General features: G+C 40.7%; 16 protein-coding genes. 10 read left to right on the forward strand and 6 right to left on the reverse strand.

Features of this window, described 5'->3' with window-relative positions; all coding sequences use genetic code 11:
• Positions 1-33: 33 nt before the first annotated feature.
• From QUB80_RS04460 to QUB80_RS04470, 3 genes are all read right to left on the reverse strand, one after another.
• Complete coding sequence (locus tag QUB80_RS04460) at positions 34-2,238, reverse strand: O-linked N-acetylglucosamine transferase, SPINDLY family protein (RefSeq protein WP_289788292.1); 2,205 nt, start codon at positions 2,236-2,238, stop codon at positions 34-36.
• Positions 2,239-2,346: 108 nt separating this feature from the next.
• Positions 2,347-2,922 carry a type IV pilin-like G/H family protein gene (locus QUB80_RS04465; protein WP_289788293.1) on the reverse strand — a complete coding sequence of 192 codons (576 nt, stop codon included), beginning with the start codon at positions 2,920-2,922 and terminating at the stop codon, positions 2,347-2,349.
• Positions 2,923-3,298: 376 nt separating this feature from the next.
• Positions 3,299-3,865 (reverse strand): Uma2 family endonuclease, encoded by a 567-nt coding sequence (locus QUB80_RS04470; RefSeq protein ID WP_289788294.1) that lies wholly within the window; start codon positions 3,863-3,865, stop codon positions 3,299-3,301.
• Positions 3,866-3,975: 110 nt separating this feature from the next.
• Here QUB80_RS04470 and QUB80_RS04475 point away from each other — a divergent pair, with 110 nt between their 5' ends.
• From QUB80_RS04475 to QUB80_RS04490, 4 genes are all read left to right on the forward strand, one after another.
• A complete protein-coding gene (locus QUB80_RS04475; protein ID WP_502875275.1) occupies positions 3,976-4,512 on the forward strand; it encodes an Rpn family recombination-promoting nuclease/putative transposase in 537 nt (178 codons plus the stop codon).
• Between the two features lie 62 nt (positions 4,513-4,574).
• On the forward strand, positions 4,575-4,748 hold the full coding sequence (locus tag QUB80_RS04480; RefSeq protein WP_289788655.1) for a hypothetical protein: 174 nt from the start codon (positions 4,575-4,577) through the stop codon (positions 4,746-4,748).
• 175 nt (positions 4,749-4,923) lie between these two features.
• Entirely contained in the window at positions 4,924-6,294 is a 1,371-nt protein-coding gene (trxB, locus tag QUB80_RS04485) for a thioredoxin-disulfide reductase (protein ID WP_289788295.1), read from the forward strand.
• 84 nt (positions 6,295-6,378) lie between these two features.
• Complete coding sequence (locus QUB80_RS04490) at positions 6,379-7,278, forward strand: ABC transporter permease (protein ID WP_289788296.1); 900 nt, start codon at positions 6,379-6,381, stop codon at positions 7,276-7,278.
• 143 nt (positions 7,279-7,421) lie between these two features.
• Here QUB80_RS04490 and QUB80_RS04495 read toward each other — a convergent pair whose 3' ends face one another.
• Complete coding sequence (locus QUB80_RS04495) at positions 7,422-7,643, reverse strand: hypothetical protein (RefSeq protein ID WP_289788297.1); 222 nt, start codon at positions 7,641-7,643, stop codon at positions 7,422-7,424.
• A gap of 252 nt (positions 7,644-7,895) precedes the next feature.
• Between QUB80_RS04495 and QUB80_RS04500 the strand changes: the two genes are divergently transcribed.
• The 4 genes from QUB80_RS04500 to QUB80_RS04515 all read left to right on the forward strand — a co-directional run bounded on the left by QUB80_RS04500 (position 7,896) and on the right by QUB80_RS04515 (position 11,822).
• Positions 7,896-8,084, forward strand: coding sequence for a hypothetical protein (locus QUB80_RS04500; RefSeq protein ID WP_289788298.1), 189 nt, complete (start codon positions 7,896-7,898; stop codon positions 8,082-8,084).
• Between the two features lie 175 nt (positions 8,085-8,259).
• Positions 8,260-9,153, forward strand: coding sequence for an ROK family protein (locus QUB80_RS04505; RefSeq protein ID WP_289788632.1), 894 nt, complete (start codon positions 8,260-8,262; stop codon positions 9,151-9,153).
• A gap of 35 nt (positions 9,154-9,188) precedes the next feature.
• On the forward strand, positions 9,189-10,925 hold the full coding sequence (locus QUB80_RS04510; RefSeq protein ID WP_289788299.1) for a peptide ABC transporter substrate-binding protein: 1,737 nt from the start codon (positions 9,189-9,191) through the stop codon (positions 10,923-10,925).
• A gap of 18 nt (positions 10,926-10,943) precedes the next feature.
• Complete coding sequence (locus tag QUB80_RS04515) at positions 10,944-11,822, forward strand: hypothetical protein (RefSeq protein ID WP_289788300.1); 879 nt, start codon at positions 10,944-10,946, stop codon at positions 11,820-11,822.
• Between the two features lie 20 nt (positions 11,823-11,842).
• Here the strand turns inward: QUB80_RS04515 and QUB80_RS04520 are convergent, their stop codons facing one another.
• Positions 11,843-12,766, reverse strand: a complete 924-nt coding sequence (locus tag QUB80_RS04520) for an ABC transporter permease (protein WP_289788301.1) — start codon at positions 12,764-12,766, stop codon at positions 11,843-11,845.
• Between the two features lie 13 nt (positions 12,767-12,779).
• Positions 12,780-13,742: an ABC transporter permease gene (locus QUB80_RS04525; RefSeq protein WP_289788302.1), complete on the reverse strand. Its 963-nt coding sequence runs from the start codon at positions 13,740-13,742 to the stop codon at positions 12,780-12,782.
• Between the two features lie 216 nt (positions 13,743-13,958).
• On the opposite strand from QUB80_RS04525, the gene crtA reads away from it, so the two are divergent.
• Complete coding sequence (gene crtA, locus QUB80_RS04530) at positions 13,959-14,813, forward strand: cyanoexosortase A (RefSeq protein ID WP_289788303.1); 855 nt, start codon at positions 13,959-13,961, stop codon at positions 14,811-14,813.
• A 123-nt stretch (positions 14,814-14,936) separates the two neighbouring features.
• Positions 14,937-15,674 carry an HpsJ-like protein, cyanoexosortase A-associated gene (gene hpsJ-A, locus QUB80_RS04535; RefSeq protein WP_289788304.1) on the forward strand — a complete coding sequence of 246 codons (738 nt, stop codon included), beginning with the start codon at positions 14,937-14,939 and terminating at the stop codon, positions 15,672-15,674.
• Positions 15,675-15,720 lie beyond the last annotated feature (46 nt).

Consider the following 15,720-nt stretch of genomic DNA (forward strand, 5'->3'; position numbering starts at 1 on the left):
AAAAACCAGAGGACTAAAGTCCTCACTACGAGCTTATTTCTTATATCTTTGCCACATCTGTTCGTAAGCCTTCTCCATCTCACGAGTAAACTGCTTTGCATTCCATAGCGGTGCCGTTTGCCGTGATTGCCTTAATCTCCAAGAAATCTGCTGTCTTAAACCAGCATCTTTACCCAAGCGCACACCCCACTCTATATACTCTTCATCCGTCCAAGCAATGCCTTCTGTAATACCTGCATTCATCATCATGGTGTAGCTATTACGAGCCGCAAATTGTTCACCTACTCGTGATACTAAGGGAATGCACATCCAGAGGGTTTCTAGGGTTGTTGTCGCGCCATTGTAGGGATAAGTGTCTAATACCACATCCGCAATTCCTAGATTAGCGCGATGAACTGACTCTAAATCTACTAGTGGTAGAAATCGCAGCCTTGAGCAACTTACTCCCTCTTCTTCAGCAATTTGCTCAAAAAATTTTTTCATTGAATCTTGCTCGTTTTGCCCTTTAATCAGTAGATAGCTCTCAGGTACTTCCTTAAGAATTCTTATTTGCGATCGCACTGTATTTGGATGACGCTTATAGGGTGTTTGACTACTTAAATAAATCACTGCATCGTTAGGAATATTTAATTGTTCTCTACGTAACGTAGGAATACCAACTTCAAACCCATCTACAGCAATGTAAGTATTAGGCAAACGCCAAATAGTTGAAGTGTAATATTTCTGCGCAGAATCAGGTAAAACATATGGATCGGCAATAAAATAATCTATGGTTGTCAATCCTGAAGCATCAGAACCAAGCCAAGTGACTTGAACCGGAGCTGGTTTTAATGCCATGACTCCACAAACTTTTTTAGAAGTCACACTATCTAAATCAATTAGTACGTCAATTTCGTTTTTATGAATAAGTTCAGCAATTTCGATAATTTCTTGAGTTTGGGACAAATCATAAAACTCTGAGATTTGTTGAGAAATAAATTCTTGCAAATTGTCATTGCTGCCTTCTAAAGAATAAGCGTAAATTTGAAATTTTTCTCGGTCGTGATATTTAAAAATCCAGCGTGATAGCCAACCAACAGAATGCCGACGCAAGCAGGTAGATATATAACCAATTTTTAAAGGTCTAACAAACTTAACAATGGGGTTAGATATTTTCTTTGGTTGGAATAATCCTAATTGTTTTTGGATACGCTCCTGACAAAATTTACTTACCTGATTGCGAAAGAGATGGTTTCTAGCAGGTTCATCTTGTAAATAAGGAGAAAAGGCCACGGTACTAATTAAATTTACTAAATGCTCTTCAGGTACATAGCTATCAGATTCAATTAACTTACCCAGTAAATTTTCATATTTTTGATATGCAGAGTCAGCTTTTTGCCACTGTCCACCTGCTCGCATCAAACCTCTTAGTGTTAGATAATTAGCTGCTACTTCATCTACTAAAGAGGGAGAATTACTAAGAATACGTTGAGTAAATTCTAGGCTTTCCAGGTTTCTACCTGAATTTTGATAGAGGTTGGCAAAATTGACCAAAAAGCTGATATCTGTTTGTGCGAGAGCCAGTAATTTTTTGCATAATGCTACTGCTTTTTCTGAGCTCAAAGAGTTGATAAATATAACAGATTGATCGCAGATAATTTTTGTTATGATGGCAGGATTATTAGTATTTTCAATACAGGCCACAATAAATTCAAAAGCAGACGTTTGCAAAGGATAAATTTCTAATACTAGTTGTAATATTTGCAAAAGTAGATTGGCATCACACTTAATGTGTTTGCTTGTCTCCAGTATTTGTGCTGCTTCAAACAGGGGCAGCTCTTCATCTTGATATATGTCTAGTTTTGGCGATAGTTGAATAATATGTAGCAGGTTATCCAGGTTGTCTGGATTAATTTCTCGCATATGCTGTCTGATTGCCCAAGCTACTTTATAATATTCAAGGGCTTCCTGCCGTTCGGCTTCTGTTTGCAAAACCTGTATTAGTTCTTCTATCCAATCATTTACTTTTTCTGGCTCATCCTCGCTTAAAGGCATCATCCAAGTCATTTGTGCTTCTATTTCTTTTCCTTGTAAAAGCAGCATTAACCCTAGATACCAGTAGTGTGAAATCACATCTGGTTCAGATGCTATTCCTTGCTCATACAAATAGGCAGCTTGTTCGTAGTGTCCTTCAATCAGATGCTGATGGGCTTGCTGTTGCCAATTAGTAAATTTATTTACAGATATTTCAACGTTCATATAATGCTAATAACTTCAATAAATGATAAAAAAGGTGGGTATGATTGTACCCACCTGTGAATAACTTTGCTGGTAATATTGTTGCCACCAAGTTAAATGTATAACTGTTTACTTAACCTCTTTTTGGGTACCTGTATCACAATTAATACTAGTAGGAGGACTTCCTACAGGTGCTCCATCAGCCAAGGTATCGCCCTGTTTTACAGGGTTGAGAGTTTCGCACAAATTAGCCATTGTGGTTCCTTCCCCATTTCCTGCACCAGCTGTTTGTCCAACCACAACGTTACCAACGTAGCCTTTCAAAACAGCAGGGTTCGCGGCAGCAGTTGTTGGTAGGGCTTTAGCAGTTGCACCTACTGTACCGAGGGCAGCTATGGTGTAAACGTAGTTTTCTGTTTGTGACTTGATACCCAGTTGCAGATTGGTAAACTGAGCTTGAGTGGTAACAAAGTTTGGATTTTCCAAAATATAAGCTTGTTGAGCGCGGTTGATGGAACCAACGTAGGTTTTTGCTTCCGAAGAACGGGCTTTGTTAGCTTGGTTTAAGAACGCAGGCAGTGCAATAGCTGAGAGAATACCGATGATAATAATTACTACCAGTAGTTCAATCAGGGTGAAACCTTCATCTTCTTTCTTTTTATTAAGAATGTGTTGTAAAAACTTGGCTTTCAGTTCGCTTTTCATATCTGTAACTCCTCGTGGTGGTGATTGCTTATCGCGTTCTAAAAATAACTTACCCACCCCGGATCAATTTCATATCACTCCCACCAAAAAAAGTTTTTTTAGTTGTAAGTAAGTGGTTCTTTTCGATGCAAAAAACCTGTCTAATCAGCATTTTCAGACTGAATTTAAAAGATAAATCAATGCGGTTCAGTAAACGGTAGCTGTCACCCTCTAGATGTGTAGTCGCTTCCCGTGAGGGAGTGGCGTGACAAGGCTAAGATGCTGCATTATAGCTTTCTTATAGGATGGGCTTCTAGCCCGTCTGGTACGGACAAGATGTCCAAACCACAAGATTTATATTTGGGTAACGGATAATTAATTTCTTGGAGACATCCAGTTACTCAAATTCAGGTGGCCATAGGTCTGATATTGCCAATTCCCAACCTGGTAGCACATCTGGTAACGTGAGTGTGTCTCCATTGTGCAATACAACTGGAGCTTGGTTGAGTCGGTAAACTGTTACTGTCAATTGGTCAGGATCAATTAGTATCCCAACTGTAGAGCCGAGTTGTAAGAATAATTGAATTTTCTCTTCAAGCGGTTTAATTCTGTCTGATTTGGATTTGACTTCTACCACTAGATCTGGAACTAACTCTACAAAGTCGCGCTTGCTCTTTTTTAGTCTGTCAGCCCGCACAAAAGAAACATCAGGCGCACGCAAATTTCTTTTTTCTGAGTCGCCCTCTTCCATACTCGGCAGAATAAAGCCTGCGCTAGAACCAGTTACTCGCCCTAATTTGCGCGACATTACCCAGTTATTCAAGAAGGTAGTCAACCGAGTAGTGATTTCCTCTGACTCGTAATCTGATGGCCCCATAACTATGATGTTCCCTTCTACCAGTTCCATCCGCCATTCTGGATGTTCGCTTTGTAGTTGCTCTAAATCTGCAATGGTAAGGGACATAGTACACTAAATAACGCTTCTATATCTATCATACGCACCCAAACCTACGAAAGCTACAATGTATTGTGTGTAGGCAATAACAGCTGTATAGTTTGCCATTAATAAAATTAATGAAAACAGATGTAATTTTTTATGAACTTGTAAAGGAACTACCACAAATATTTTTTGAGCTTATTGAAAAACCTGATACTAATCCCAATATCTACACATTTACTGCACCTGAAGTAAAACAACAATCATTTCGTTTAGACGGATTGTTTTCTACTATCGAGGGGTTTGAAAATGAACCCTTATATTTTGTAGAATTGCAAACCTACAAAGATGAAGAATTTTACGAACGATTATTTGGAGAAATTTTTGTTTATTTCCGTCAATATAAACCAGCAAATTCAGATTGGTATGTAGTTGTTATTTACGATAAACGCATTCATGAAACCCTGCCTCACCCTCGTTATAGAGTTTTAATGGAACAACATCTACGTTGCATTTATCTAAATGAACTTTCTACTAGGGCTGAGGATACCTTAGGCATAGGAATTGCTAAACTATTTATAGAAACACATACAAAAGCTACTTCTTTAGCTCAACAGCTAATTAATCAGGCAAGAGAAAATTTACCAGATGAAATATTCAAAAGAAAGTTCTAGCATTCATCCAAGCTATTATATTTTATAAGTTCCCCAATCTTGCTTTAGAGGAAATTGAAGCTATGCTTAATTTAGATGAATTTAAAAATACTCGGTTGTCTGAGAGCATCTTGGAAAAGACAAAATTAGAATTAGTACCAAAACTGATTGAGAAAAATATGAGCATTCAAGAAATAGCAGAAGTACTAGAAATAGATATCGAAACTATTAGAAAATATTTCCAACAACAGTCTTAGTAAACTAAGTATGCGCCTAGCGTGCCTATTTTTTCACGATCGCCATCATGAGTAAGCCAATACCCTGCATCTAGGTCGAGGTGCCTTCACCATACAGTTCAAAACAAGAGGCATTTTCCCATCGCGGTTTGTTATGCTATATTAAGCGTAGTCGTTATGAGTTTGTGCAACTGTTATGACCAACCCAAAAGTAGAAAATGTGGTAATTGTAGGTTCTGGCCCGGCAGGTTACACAGCAGCCATCTACGCGGGACGTGCTAACCTCAAGCCAGTGGTATTTGAGGGCTTCCAAGCCGGAGGATTGCCTGGTGGACAGCTCATGACAACGACTGAAGTAGAGAATTTTCCCGGCTTCCCGCAAGGAATTACAGGCCCCGAATTGATGGATCAGATGAAAGCTCAGGCGGAACGTTGGGGTGCTGAACTATATACAGAGGATGTTGTTGAAGTTGACTTAAGCCAGCGTCCATTTACTGTTCGCTCTGAAGAACGGGAATTTAAAACCCATAGTTTAATTATTGCCACAGGTGCAACTGCAAAACGATTGGGACTACCTTGTGAGGGGCAATTTTGGAGCCGGGGTATTTCTGCTTGTGCGATTTGCGACGGTGCTACACCGATTTTCCACGGGGCTGAATTGGCTGTCGTGGGTGGTGGCGACTCGGCAGCAGAAGAAGCAATTTACCTTACTAAGTATGGCTCTAAGGTGAATTTGCTGGTGCGCTCCGAGAAGATGCGGGCTTCTAAAGCTATGCAAGACCGTGTTTTAAGTAACCCTAAAATCCACGTGCATTGGAACACTGAACCTGTGGATATATTTGGTAACGGCCATATGGAAGGGGTGAAAATCCGCAACAGTAAAACTGGTGAAGAAGGCGAACTGCACGTTAAAGGATTATTCTACGCGATCGGTCACACTCCTAATACCTCTTTATTCAAGGGGCAAGTCGAATTGGATGAAGTGGGTTACATTGTTACCAAGCCCGGTTCTCCAGAAACAAGCGTAGAGGGTGTTTTTGCCGCTGGTGACGTGCAGGATCATGAGTATCGTCAAGCGATTACTGCTGCGGGTAGTGGCTGTATGGCAGCAATGTTGGCAGAACGCTGGTTGTCGTCGAATGGGTTGATCCAAGAGTTTCATCAGGTGTCGCAAACTCCAGATAATGATTTGCAGTCTCAGCCAACTGACAACAGAACTCCCTCTGACACGGAATTTGATATTAATAGGACACGCTATGAGGGAGGTTATGCCCTCAGGAAGCTTTTCCACGAAAGCGATCGCCTACTCATAGTCAAATACGTCTCTCCTGGATGCGGCCCTTGCCACACTCTCAAGCCAATATTAAATAAGGTAGTGGATGAATTTGATGGCAAAATCCACTTTGTGGAAGTTGACATCGACAAAGACCGAGATATTGCCGAAAATGCAGGCATTACAGGAACACCAACAGTTCAGTTCTTTAAAAATAAGGAACTAGTGAAAGAACTTAAAGGCGTCAAACCCAAGAGCGAATATCGTCAGTTGGTGGAAAGTAATTTGTCATAGTAGTAGTGAGTTTTGAGTTTTGGGTTGACAAAATGTCTCTGGAAACTCAAAATTCATTACTCATTACCCCTAACTCATAACTATATGAGCCTGATCAAACCCCAACTGTCAAAAAGATTTTTAATTTTTACTAAAAGTCCTACCCTTTCTCACCAGTTAATGCTTGTAGGGTTAGCCATCACCCTTTTTTTCATATTCCTAGCATTGTTCGCTCCTTTGTTTGTGAATTGGGGATGGCTGCAAAACCCCACAGAGTTATTAAGTAACGTTCCTCTTGAGCCACCTTCAGCCAAGCATTGGTTCGGTACCGATAGCTTGGGTTATGACGTATTCTCACGCACAATCTTGGGTGCAAAAGCTGCATTGCAAGTTGTCTTGCTAGCCACTGCACTGAGTATGGTGATTGGTGTGCCTTTAGGTATGGTGAGTGGCTATGTTGGCGGTAGATTAGATAAGATGCTGCTGTTTTTAATGGATAGCATTTATACCCTACCGGGGTTATTGCTTTCGGTAACGCTGGCGTTTGTAGTGGGGCGGGGAATATTAAATGCCGCGATCGCCATTAGCATTGCCTACGTTCCTCAGTATTATCGAGTTGTCCGCAACCATACTGTCAGCGTCAAAACAGAAGTTTATATTGAAGCAGCACAAGCGATCGGCGCTAATACCTGGCAAGTACTTTCTCGCTATTTATTTTTTAACGTTATTCAAAGCGTACCCGTACTATTCACCCTTAACGCTGCCGATGCCATTCTGATTTTGGGTGGATTGGGCTTTTTAGGTTTAGGACTGCCGGAAGAAGTGCCAGAATGGGGACACGATTTAAAACAGGCTTTGCCTGCACTATCTACAGGCATTTGGTGGACTACGCTTTTTCCGGGGCTAGCGATGACATCAATGGTGGTGGGGCTATCGCTACTGGGTGAAGGGTTAAATGAATTTATCAATCCCCGTTTACGGCGAGAAAATGGTATCCGGAAATAGTTAACGATTTAGGGATCTGGTGACGCTCAAAAAGAAAGCGATCGCGTGGTGTGTTTGGTGCGATGCCCAGGCATACTACTCTTCCACCATCTCCAATGTCAGTATTCCTTTCGGTTTGTTAACTACAAGCTGCATAAAGGCACCTAAATCCATAACCTACCGCAGGTTCCTGTGTCATTGAGTCGAAAGATGGTGAGTTTTACGCGATCTGAGCTACCATAGGCATTATAGATTTTTTGCGTTATCCCCTTTAGTGTTGGGTCAATAAAATAGTTTTCGCTCTCTGGGTCGATGGCAATATACCAGTTGTAATGAGTATCTAGAAGTTGTGGGCGCAAGTGCTCGAAAACAACACGACACCGCATAGCAAGAGCATCTTGCTTTTTCTGACGACGGCTCTTTTCAGAAACTGCGATTGGAGATGGCGGTAAGATGCGGGTGCGACGAGGTGAGATAACTATGTTATTTCAATATAAAAGTATGCAGTTGTGTTGATTTTATTATGCCGTTATTTTGAGGCGCTTCAGGGAGTGCGGGTTTACAGTCTACTAACTACCCTCATTTGATAATTTGATTTGCTAGTCTATTATTTGTTGTAATTCACCTGAGAGAATTGTGTGAAAGATAATCTTTCTTTAGTTGCGGCTGCTGCTGGTGGCTTTATGCTCTCTGTTGCCCTTGCTGGCATTTTGCGGGGTACGCCCCTCCCATCTTGGCAGGCGCAAGCCAATTTACATTCATCTTCAATGACTTATGTCAGTCAAGTTACAGTTGAGCCAAGTAAAATCAGCCAGAAAAAAAACTAACCACAGGTAATAATAAGGCAGTCCCGATGAAAAAATTTCATCACTAAGCATGAAAAAGGAACCTTCCCCTACAACGCCACATGCTTTATGCCGGGAAACCCGTCCACCGCAGTGGCTCCCCCACACCCTTACACCCTTACACCCCTCTTTCAATTCAGAAGGCAGAAAGGGTATTGTGGTGACACCAGAAGTAATTGGTATTGACTTGGGGGGAACAGCAATTAAGCTGGGGCGCTTCACAGCTGATGGTACTTGCGGCAAGTCTTTAACTGTAGCGACTCCCCAACCAGCAACTCCAGAAGCAGTAATAGCGGCAATGGTGGATGCGATCGCCCTACTCGATCCGGAAAATCAGACTATAGCCATTGGTGTTGGTACTCCTGGGCCTCCAGATGCAGCCGGAAGAATTGCTAAACTCGCTATTAACCTGCCAGGATGGTGTGATGTTCCACTTGCCGACGCTCTAGAAGCCAAAACTGGCAAACCAACGGTTGTGGCTAACGATGCCAATTGTGCGGGTTGGGGAGAAGCTTGGTTAGGAGCTGGGCGTTACTTTCAAAATCTGATTTTACTGACTTTGGGAACTGGTGTTGGTGGTGCAATTATTCTAGATGGCAAATTATTTGTCGGGCATTATGGAGCAGCTGGAGAGTTGGGTTTAATTACGTTCAACCCTGATGGGCCAATGTGTAATAGTGGTAACCAAGGTTCTCTGGAACAATATGTCTCAATTACGGCAATTCGTCGCCGTACTGGCAAAGACCCAGCAGAATTAGGTACTCTAGCAAAAGCTGGAGATGCTCAAGCTTTGGCTTTTTGGCAGGAGTACGGTAGGGACTTGGGTATCGGGTTAACTAGTTTAATTTACGTACTGACACCGGAAGCGATCGTAATTGGTGGTGGTGTCAGCGCTAGTGCTGAGTTTTTCTTACCAGCAGCCAAAAGAGAAATTGAAAAGCGAGTGTTGAGAACATCTCGCGTGGGAATACAACTGTTGGCAGCGGAATTAGGCAATTCTGCCGGGATGTTGGGTGCGGCAAAGTTGGCATGGCAAAAAGTCAATTTATAGCCCACAGTTAAGGGTGGATAAAAATTTTTACATTTATGATGTTTAACTTCAAAAAAATAAGCAAAGCCCAGATCATTGCCTTGTCATGCATCGGTGTATCCTTCTTGTCTGCCTGTTCTTCTCCCACCACCCAAGATTCTACTTCTGTCGGGGGCAATAGCAATACTTTACGACTTCTCTACTGGCAAGCACCAACTATCCTCAATCCCCATCTCGCCCAGGGTAACAAAGACTTTGAGGGTAGTCGAGTCACTTACGAACCCCTTGCTACTTATAACAAAGATGGTAAATTAATCCTTTTCCTCGCTGCGGAAATTCCTACTGTTGAGAATGGTGGCATAGCGAAAGACGGTACTTCAGTAACTTGGAAACTTAAGCAGGGGGTTAAGTGGTCTGATGGTCAACCTTTTACAGCACAAGATGTGGTTTTCACTTATAATTTTCTTTCTAACCCAGCTGTAGGTGCTACTAGTACTGCCTATTATGAAGCTGTTAAAAACGTTGAAGCTGTTGACAATTATACCGTCAAAATCAATTTTAAGAATATCAATCCGGCTTGGTCGTTACCTTTTGTCGGTGAAAATGGGATGATTCTGCCCCGCCATATCTTCGAGAAATATAACGGCTCTAACGCTAGGGAGGCTCCGGGTAATTTACTTCCTGTCGGCACTGGTCCTTACCGAGTGGTGCAATTCAAGCCCGGTGATATTATCATCTATGAGCCAAATCCTGTGTTTCGAGAAGCCAGTCAGCCTTTATTTAAACGAGTAGAACTCAAGGGTGGTGGTGATGCAACTTCGGCTGCTAGAGCAGTACTTCAGACACAAAACGCAGATTTTGCTTGGAATCTTCAGGTAGAAGCTCCCATTCTCAAGCAACTAGAAGCAGCAGGTCAAGGTAAACTACAAGCTAGCTTTGGCGCTGAAGTAGAGCGGATTTTGCTTAATCAGACAGATCCCAACCAGGCAACGCAGGAGGGTGAACGCTCAAGTCTCAAATATCCCCATCCCTTTTTTAGCGAGCGCAAAGTTCGTCAGGCTTTTAGCTATGCTATTAATCGCGATACTATTGCCAAACAATTATATGGTGCGATCGGTCGTCCTGCTGTAAATCTCTTAGTCGCACCTGATATTTATAATTCACCAAATACTAAATACGAATTTAACTTGCAAAAAGCTGCTGCCTTACTAGATGAGGCTGGATGGAAAGATACAAATGGCAATGGCATCCGGGATAAAAATGGCAAGGAAGTGAGTGTTCTTTTCCAAACTTCAGTTAACCCATTGCGGCAGAAAACTCAAGAAATTGTTAAACAAGCATTAACATCTATTGGCGTCAGGGTAGAACTCAAAAGTATCGATCCGAGTATTTTCTTCTCAGCCGATCCTGCAAATCCAGATACCACTCTTCACTTCTATGCTGATATGCAAATGTTTACCACAGGTAATAACAGCCCAGATCCAGGTGCATACATGAAGAGTTGGACTTGTGATGAAATCCCTCAGAAAAAGAATAATTGGTCGCGGCAAAACACTTCACGTTACTGCAATCGTCAATATGATGCACTGTGGAAACAGTCTGCAACTGAGTTAAATCCCCAAAAGCGTCAACAGCTATTTATTCAGATGAACGATCTATTAATTCAAGATGGGGCAGTTATTCCTTTAATTGTTAGAGCCAATGTTGTTGGAGTCAACAATAGACTCGTTGGTGTAGACACAACTCCGTGGGATGCAGATACTTGGAATATTAAGGATTGGAGGCGAAAGTAGGTAGTGGGAATTTGAAGTATGAGAATTACACCACAACGCAGTAGACAGATATTTGGTAATCCCGCACCACCCCAGACAGTGTGGGAAAAACAGTTTGATTATTTTGACTCGGAATTAAAGAATATAGCTCACAAAGACTGGCGTAAAATTACTGGAGAGGATCTTTGGTACTACTTTCACGATTTGGCCTATGTTGAACTACAGCCAGACTTATTTCAGTACCTATTCCCAGTGTGTCTCAATTACTGGTACGAGACGCTGATGAATAATCAGTCAGCCGATCGCGGTGATTCCGAGTTCCACTATTGTTTATACCGTGGCAAGATACTAGAGAAAATGGTGACTCCAAAGGTCAGAGAAGCTATTTACAACTTCTTCCACGATGGACTGATTGATCGTATTGAGGTGGAGCGAGGATTTATTTACAACAAAGCTTCGACACCAGCCTATGCATGGATACAAAGATTCAACAGCATTGGGTATGTAGCTCCAATTATCGATAGAATTTGGACAACTTGGTGGAAATTTGACCACCCTGGCAAAGCGATTTCGGCGATCATGTATGCTTCCGGGCTTATATATTTAGAAGGGGAGAACCCAATTTTTGGTATGTGGACACCAGAAGACGGAGGGGGTGGCCCTTACTTGAGCGAGAGTGATGCCAGAATTTTTGATGTAGGCTGGCTGAATGAGAATTTAGAATTTTTGAGGAATACGCTGTCTGTTCAATACATACAACAAAAGCTTAAGCAAGCGGCAGATAGATTGCAGTTAGAACCTGAAAAAAATGTGGCTTACCAAGTGGCAGAAGATGCACAAACAAGAGGTGAAGTAATAGAAATTTGCATTGAAGATTTACTAACCAAACTCTCAAAACCGTCATCACAACATTATTAGAAAATAACAAAACTTGTCTGCTAAAGTAGTCTGGGATCGAAAGCATCTCTTAAACCATCACCAATATAGTTGATACTCAACACGGTGAGAAATATTGCCATGCCAGGAAAAATCACCATATAGGGAGCAAATTCCAAAAAGTTCTGTGCTTCATAAAGCATTCTTCCCCAGGTTGGTACATCTGGCGGAAAACCCAAACCAAAAAAGCTGAGGGTAGATTCGGTAATAATTGCCGTACTGACTGCTAGCGTAGCAGCAACCAAAACTGGACTAATGACATTGGGCAGAATGTGTATCCAAATTAGCCGCAAAGGACTAGCGCCAAGAGCACGAGCTGCTGTAACAAATTCCATTTCCCGCACCGTCAAAAAGCCAGCCCGTACTAATCTCGCTACAGACATCCAATTGAGTCCACCAATCACCAGGACTACCAAGACAAATATACCTAACTCCGGCCCAGCGATCGCCCGAATTGCATCACGAAACAGGAATATTACTAATAGTAAAAGTGGCAGTCGCGGTAAAGCCAGGCACAAATCAGTGCAGCGCATCAAAATCATATCCAGCCAACCGCCAAAAAACCCAGAGATTGCACCTACGAGCGTACCCAGCAAGATGGCAACCACCATTGAAAAAATGCCAACGGCAAGCGATATTCGTCCCCCATACAAAACTCTAGCTAATATATCTTGACCAAGATCATTTGTACCAAAGGGATGTTCCCAGCTGGGGGGAAGGGTAGATTGGGAGAAGTCTACTTTATTAATGGGAGTGGTGTATACTAAGGGGCCAAACAGGACACTCAACACAATAATTAGCAATACGATGGTAGCTAGCATAGCTGGACGATTGCGGCGAAATTTGCGCCATACATCTTGTCTGGGCGCCCTTTGTACAGGAGAAATTCCAACTTCCGGAATTGGAGTGGGCGATCGCTTAAACATAAAATTTTTCCTACTACTTTGTATACTTGACGCGAGGGTCTAGTAAACCATAGAGAATGTCTGCAATGAGATTAAAAACAACAATCAAAATTGCATATATAAAGGTAATTGCCATGACAACTGGTGTATCGTTGCGATAAATAGAGTCAATTAATAATGCACCAATACCAGGGACACGAAAAACTTGTTCTGTGACTAAAGCGCCTGTGAAAATATTAGGAATATCTAACGCTACTAGTGTGACTACAGGAATCAGAGCATTCCGCAAAACGTGACGATAAATAACCGCAAATGTAGGTAAACCCTTGGCATAAGCTGTACGCACGTAATCTTGATGAAGATTTTCTAACACTTCTGAACGGACAAAGCGCATTAGCATTGCTGCTTGCCATAGTGCTAACACACATACAGGCATAATCGACTGTTGAATTTGAGCAACAAAACTCTGCCAATCTGTCACTTGTAAAGTGCTGTTATAAATAAAAGGCAACCATTTTAATTGCACACTAAAAATAATAATAAACAGCAAACCCATAAAAAATGTCGGTAGAGAAAACCCAAAAAAAACTAGAGTAGTTAAAATCACGTCAAAAACGGAATGGCGTTTGAGAGCCGAAATTACTCCTAAAGGGACAGCCAATATTACACCCAAAACGTAGGCAGAACCAACCACCCATAATGTTGTCGGCAAGCGTTGAAGAATCAGCCCACCAACCGAACTGCGGCTAGTGAAAGAATAGCCCATATCTCCTGTTATGAAAGCCACAAACCATTTGACATAACGGATGTGGATTGGCTGATCTAAACCTAAGGATCTTCTGACGTTTTCTCGAACTTCGGCTGTAAGAGAGGGATTCAGTGCAAATTCTCCCATCGGATCGCCTGGTGCCAATGCCAGGATAGCGAAAATTATGATACTGGTAGCAAATAGTGTTGGAATGGAAATTAGTAGACGATTGATTAAATATTTGGTCATTGCCTAAAGAAATTGCTTTATTTGGTAAAGCAGCAATAATTAACCTAATCTATCTTACTTTATTCTTATTTCAATCTTATTTTTTGAGTCTAAACTTAGGCTAAATTTACATACAAGAATTAAGAGTTTAGCTAGAGATTTTATAGAGGCGTTAATCATACTGTAACTTCAAGTTTGAAACTTCACGAGTTCGATAACTGTAGATAAATTAAGTTTATGATAGTAACTAATATTATCTTGGCTAGACTTTTAAGATACTCTAAATTTTGGTTATTAGGTATAGTAACGATATTAATTGTTATTTATATTTCTCTGCTGTTGAGAATTGGAGATATTGCTCATTTAGGTATGAGTGCTCTATTTTTGATAACTGTAGCATCTCTTGTTTGGGAAAAGCGTCACAGCTTACATTTGAAAAGCGAAATTTTTTCTAGTATTGTGGGAGCATTGCTGATAGTTTTTTTCTTTGGTAAAAGTGTCCCTCTAATTCATAGTAATTTAGTTCGTGCTTTACCTTTTATTGCTGCTGTAGGTCTTAGCTTAATTGCTTCTGGTTTTAAGGGTTTGAAGCAATATTTGCAAGAACTAACTATCCTTTTTTTTCTTGGCATACCTAGTATAGTACTACCATCCCTTATAGATATATCTCCAGTTACTGCTAAATTCGCTGCTTTTCTTCTGTGGTATTTAGGTTTTGATGTAGCTCGTCAAGGAGTTTATATAAGTTTGCCAACGGGTGTTATAGAAGTCTATGGTGGTTGTTCTGGTATGGAGTCAATGACTTATCTTTTGGGAGTATCTGTTATTTGTCTAGTAATTTTTCCTATATCTACAAGCAAGCAATTATTTGTTCCCATTACTGCTGTAATTTTAGGATTTGTGGTTAATGCTTTCCGGGTTGCTTTGATGGTGATTCTGATTGCATCTGGACATCACCAAGCCTTTGATTACTGGCATAAAGGAGATGGTTCCCATATATTTGGGATAATTTCTTTATTAATTTTTGGGTTATTTTGTTTATTCATAATACAGCAGAGTAGAACAAAAAATCAGAATACCCACGAGTATTGAAAAATAATATTTTTATAGAAACATTTACTAAATAATCATATTAATTTTTATTTCTGTTTTTAACTCTTAATTTTAATAATAAAAAGTTTAAAAAATCTAAAAAAACACAACAATTTTAGAAAAATGACTGAAAAAAGCAATAGTAAATTAACTCAAAAAGTAGATAATTTGCAAGAATTTAGCATCAGATTCTTGCAGTCTATAAGTTTTTCCCGATGGATAGGCTATGGGTTTCTACTACTTTCATCATTTGACTTAGTTGAGACATTACTACCGTTGTATCTGATGAATCCTCTTTGGGAATTTAACACTTTAGGAAATTTAGTGGAACACGTTCCTGTACCTTTGATTGGTCTGGTTTTAGTTTTTCATGGTAATGAATATTGGCGCTATCGATGGGAAATTCCGGTATTGAAATTTCTGTCTTGGTTTGCTTTGCTACTCGGAATCTTATTTTTATTACTTATTCCTTTAGGAATTGTGAACACTATCAGAATCGACCGACAAAATGCTACACAGATTAATTATCAAGTAAAAGAGCAGATGAGCCAGATTCAACAGATTAAAGATACATTAGCTAGAGCGGAGACTAAAGCTGATATAGAAGCAATAGGAACTCTCATCGATACTCAAGAACGCTTGTTTGATATTAAAGATTTTCGTAAATTAGAACAAGCAAAAACTTGGCTTTCAAACTTTGTCGCCAGCTTTGAGAAAAAAACAATAATGCAAGCAGAGGCAGCTAGATATTCTCGACGCTTGGGCTTACTGAAGCGTTCTATAAAATGGAATCTTGGAGCTTTAGTTGCTGGGGTTTTATTTATTTATATCTGGCGCGGCACTGGCTGGCTAAGATTCTAATACCAATGGGTGGATTTTGGATTCAAAGCATTGATATAATGGGCTA

It is taken from the genome of Chlorogloeopsis sp. ULAP01, assembly GCF_030381805.1.
GTDB lineage: Bacteria > Cyanobacteriota > Cyanobacteriia > Cyanobacteriales > Nostocaceae > Chlorogloeopsis.

Excerpts from the sequence above, each read along its gene's own strand:
- QUB80_RS04460 (WP_289788292.1), bottom strand. The coding sequence starts at position 2,238 with ATGAACGTTGAAATATCTGTAAATAAATTTACTAATTGGCAACAGCAA.
- QUB80_RS04465 (WP_289788293.1), bottom strand. The coding sequence starts at position 2,922 with ATGAAAAGCGAACTGAAAGCCAAGTTTTTACAACACATTCTTAATAAA.
- QUB80_RS04470 (WP_289788294.1), bottom strand. The coding sequence starts at position 3,865 with ATGTCCCTTACCATTGCAGATTTAGAGCAACTACAAAGCGAACATCCA.
- QUB80_RS04475 (WP_502875275.1), top strand. The coding sequence starts at position 3,976 with ATGAAAACAGATGTAATTTTTTATGAACTTGTAAAGGAACTACCACAA.
- QUB80_RS04480 (WP_289788655.1), top strand. The coding sequence starts at position 4,575 with ATGCTTAATTTAGATGAATTTAAAAATACTCGGTTGTCTGAGAGCATC.
- trxB (WP_289788295.1), top strand. The coding sequence starts at position 4,924 with ATGACCAACCCAAAAGTAGAAAATGTGGTAATTGTAGGTTCTGGCCCG.
- QUB80_RS04490 (WP_289788296.1), top strand. The coding sequence starts at position 6,379 with ATGAGCCTGATCAAACCCCAACTGTCAAAAAGATTTTTAATTTTTACT.
- QUB80_RS04495 (WP_289788297.1), bottom strand. The coding sequence starts at position 7,643 with ATGCGGTGTCGTGTTGTTTTCGAGCACTTGCGCCCACAACTTCTAGAT.
- QUB80_RS04510 (WP_289788299.1), top strand. The coding sequence starts at position 9,189 with ATGATGTTTAACTTCAAAAAAATAAGCAAAGCCCAGATCATTGCCTTG.
- QUB80_RS04515 (WP_289788300.1), top strand. The coding sequence starts at position 10,944 with ATGAGAATTACACCACAACGCAGTAGACAGATATTTGGTAATCCCGCA.
- QUB80_RS04520 (WP_289788301.1), bottom strand. The coding sequence starts at position 12,766 with ATGTTTAAGCGATCGCCCACTCCAATTCCGGAAGTTGGAATTTCTCCT.
- QUB80_RS04525 (WP_289788302.1), bottom strand. The coding sequence starts at position 13,742 with ATGACCAAATATTTAATCAATCGTCTACTAATTTCCATTCCAACACTA.
- crtA (WP_289788303.1), top strand. The coding sequence starts at position 13,959 with ATGATAGTAACTAATATTATCTTGGCTAGACTTTTAAGATACTCTAAA.
- hpsJ-A (WP_289788304.1), top strand. The coding sequence starts at position 14,937 with ATGACTGAAAAAAGCAATAGTAAATTAACTCAAAAAGTAGATAATTTG.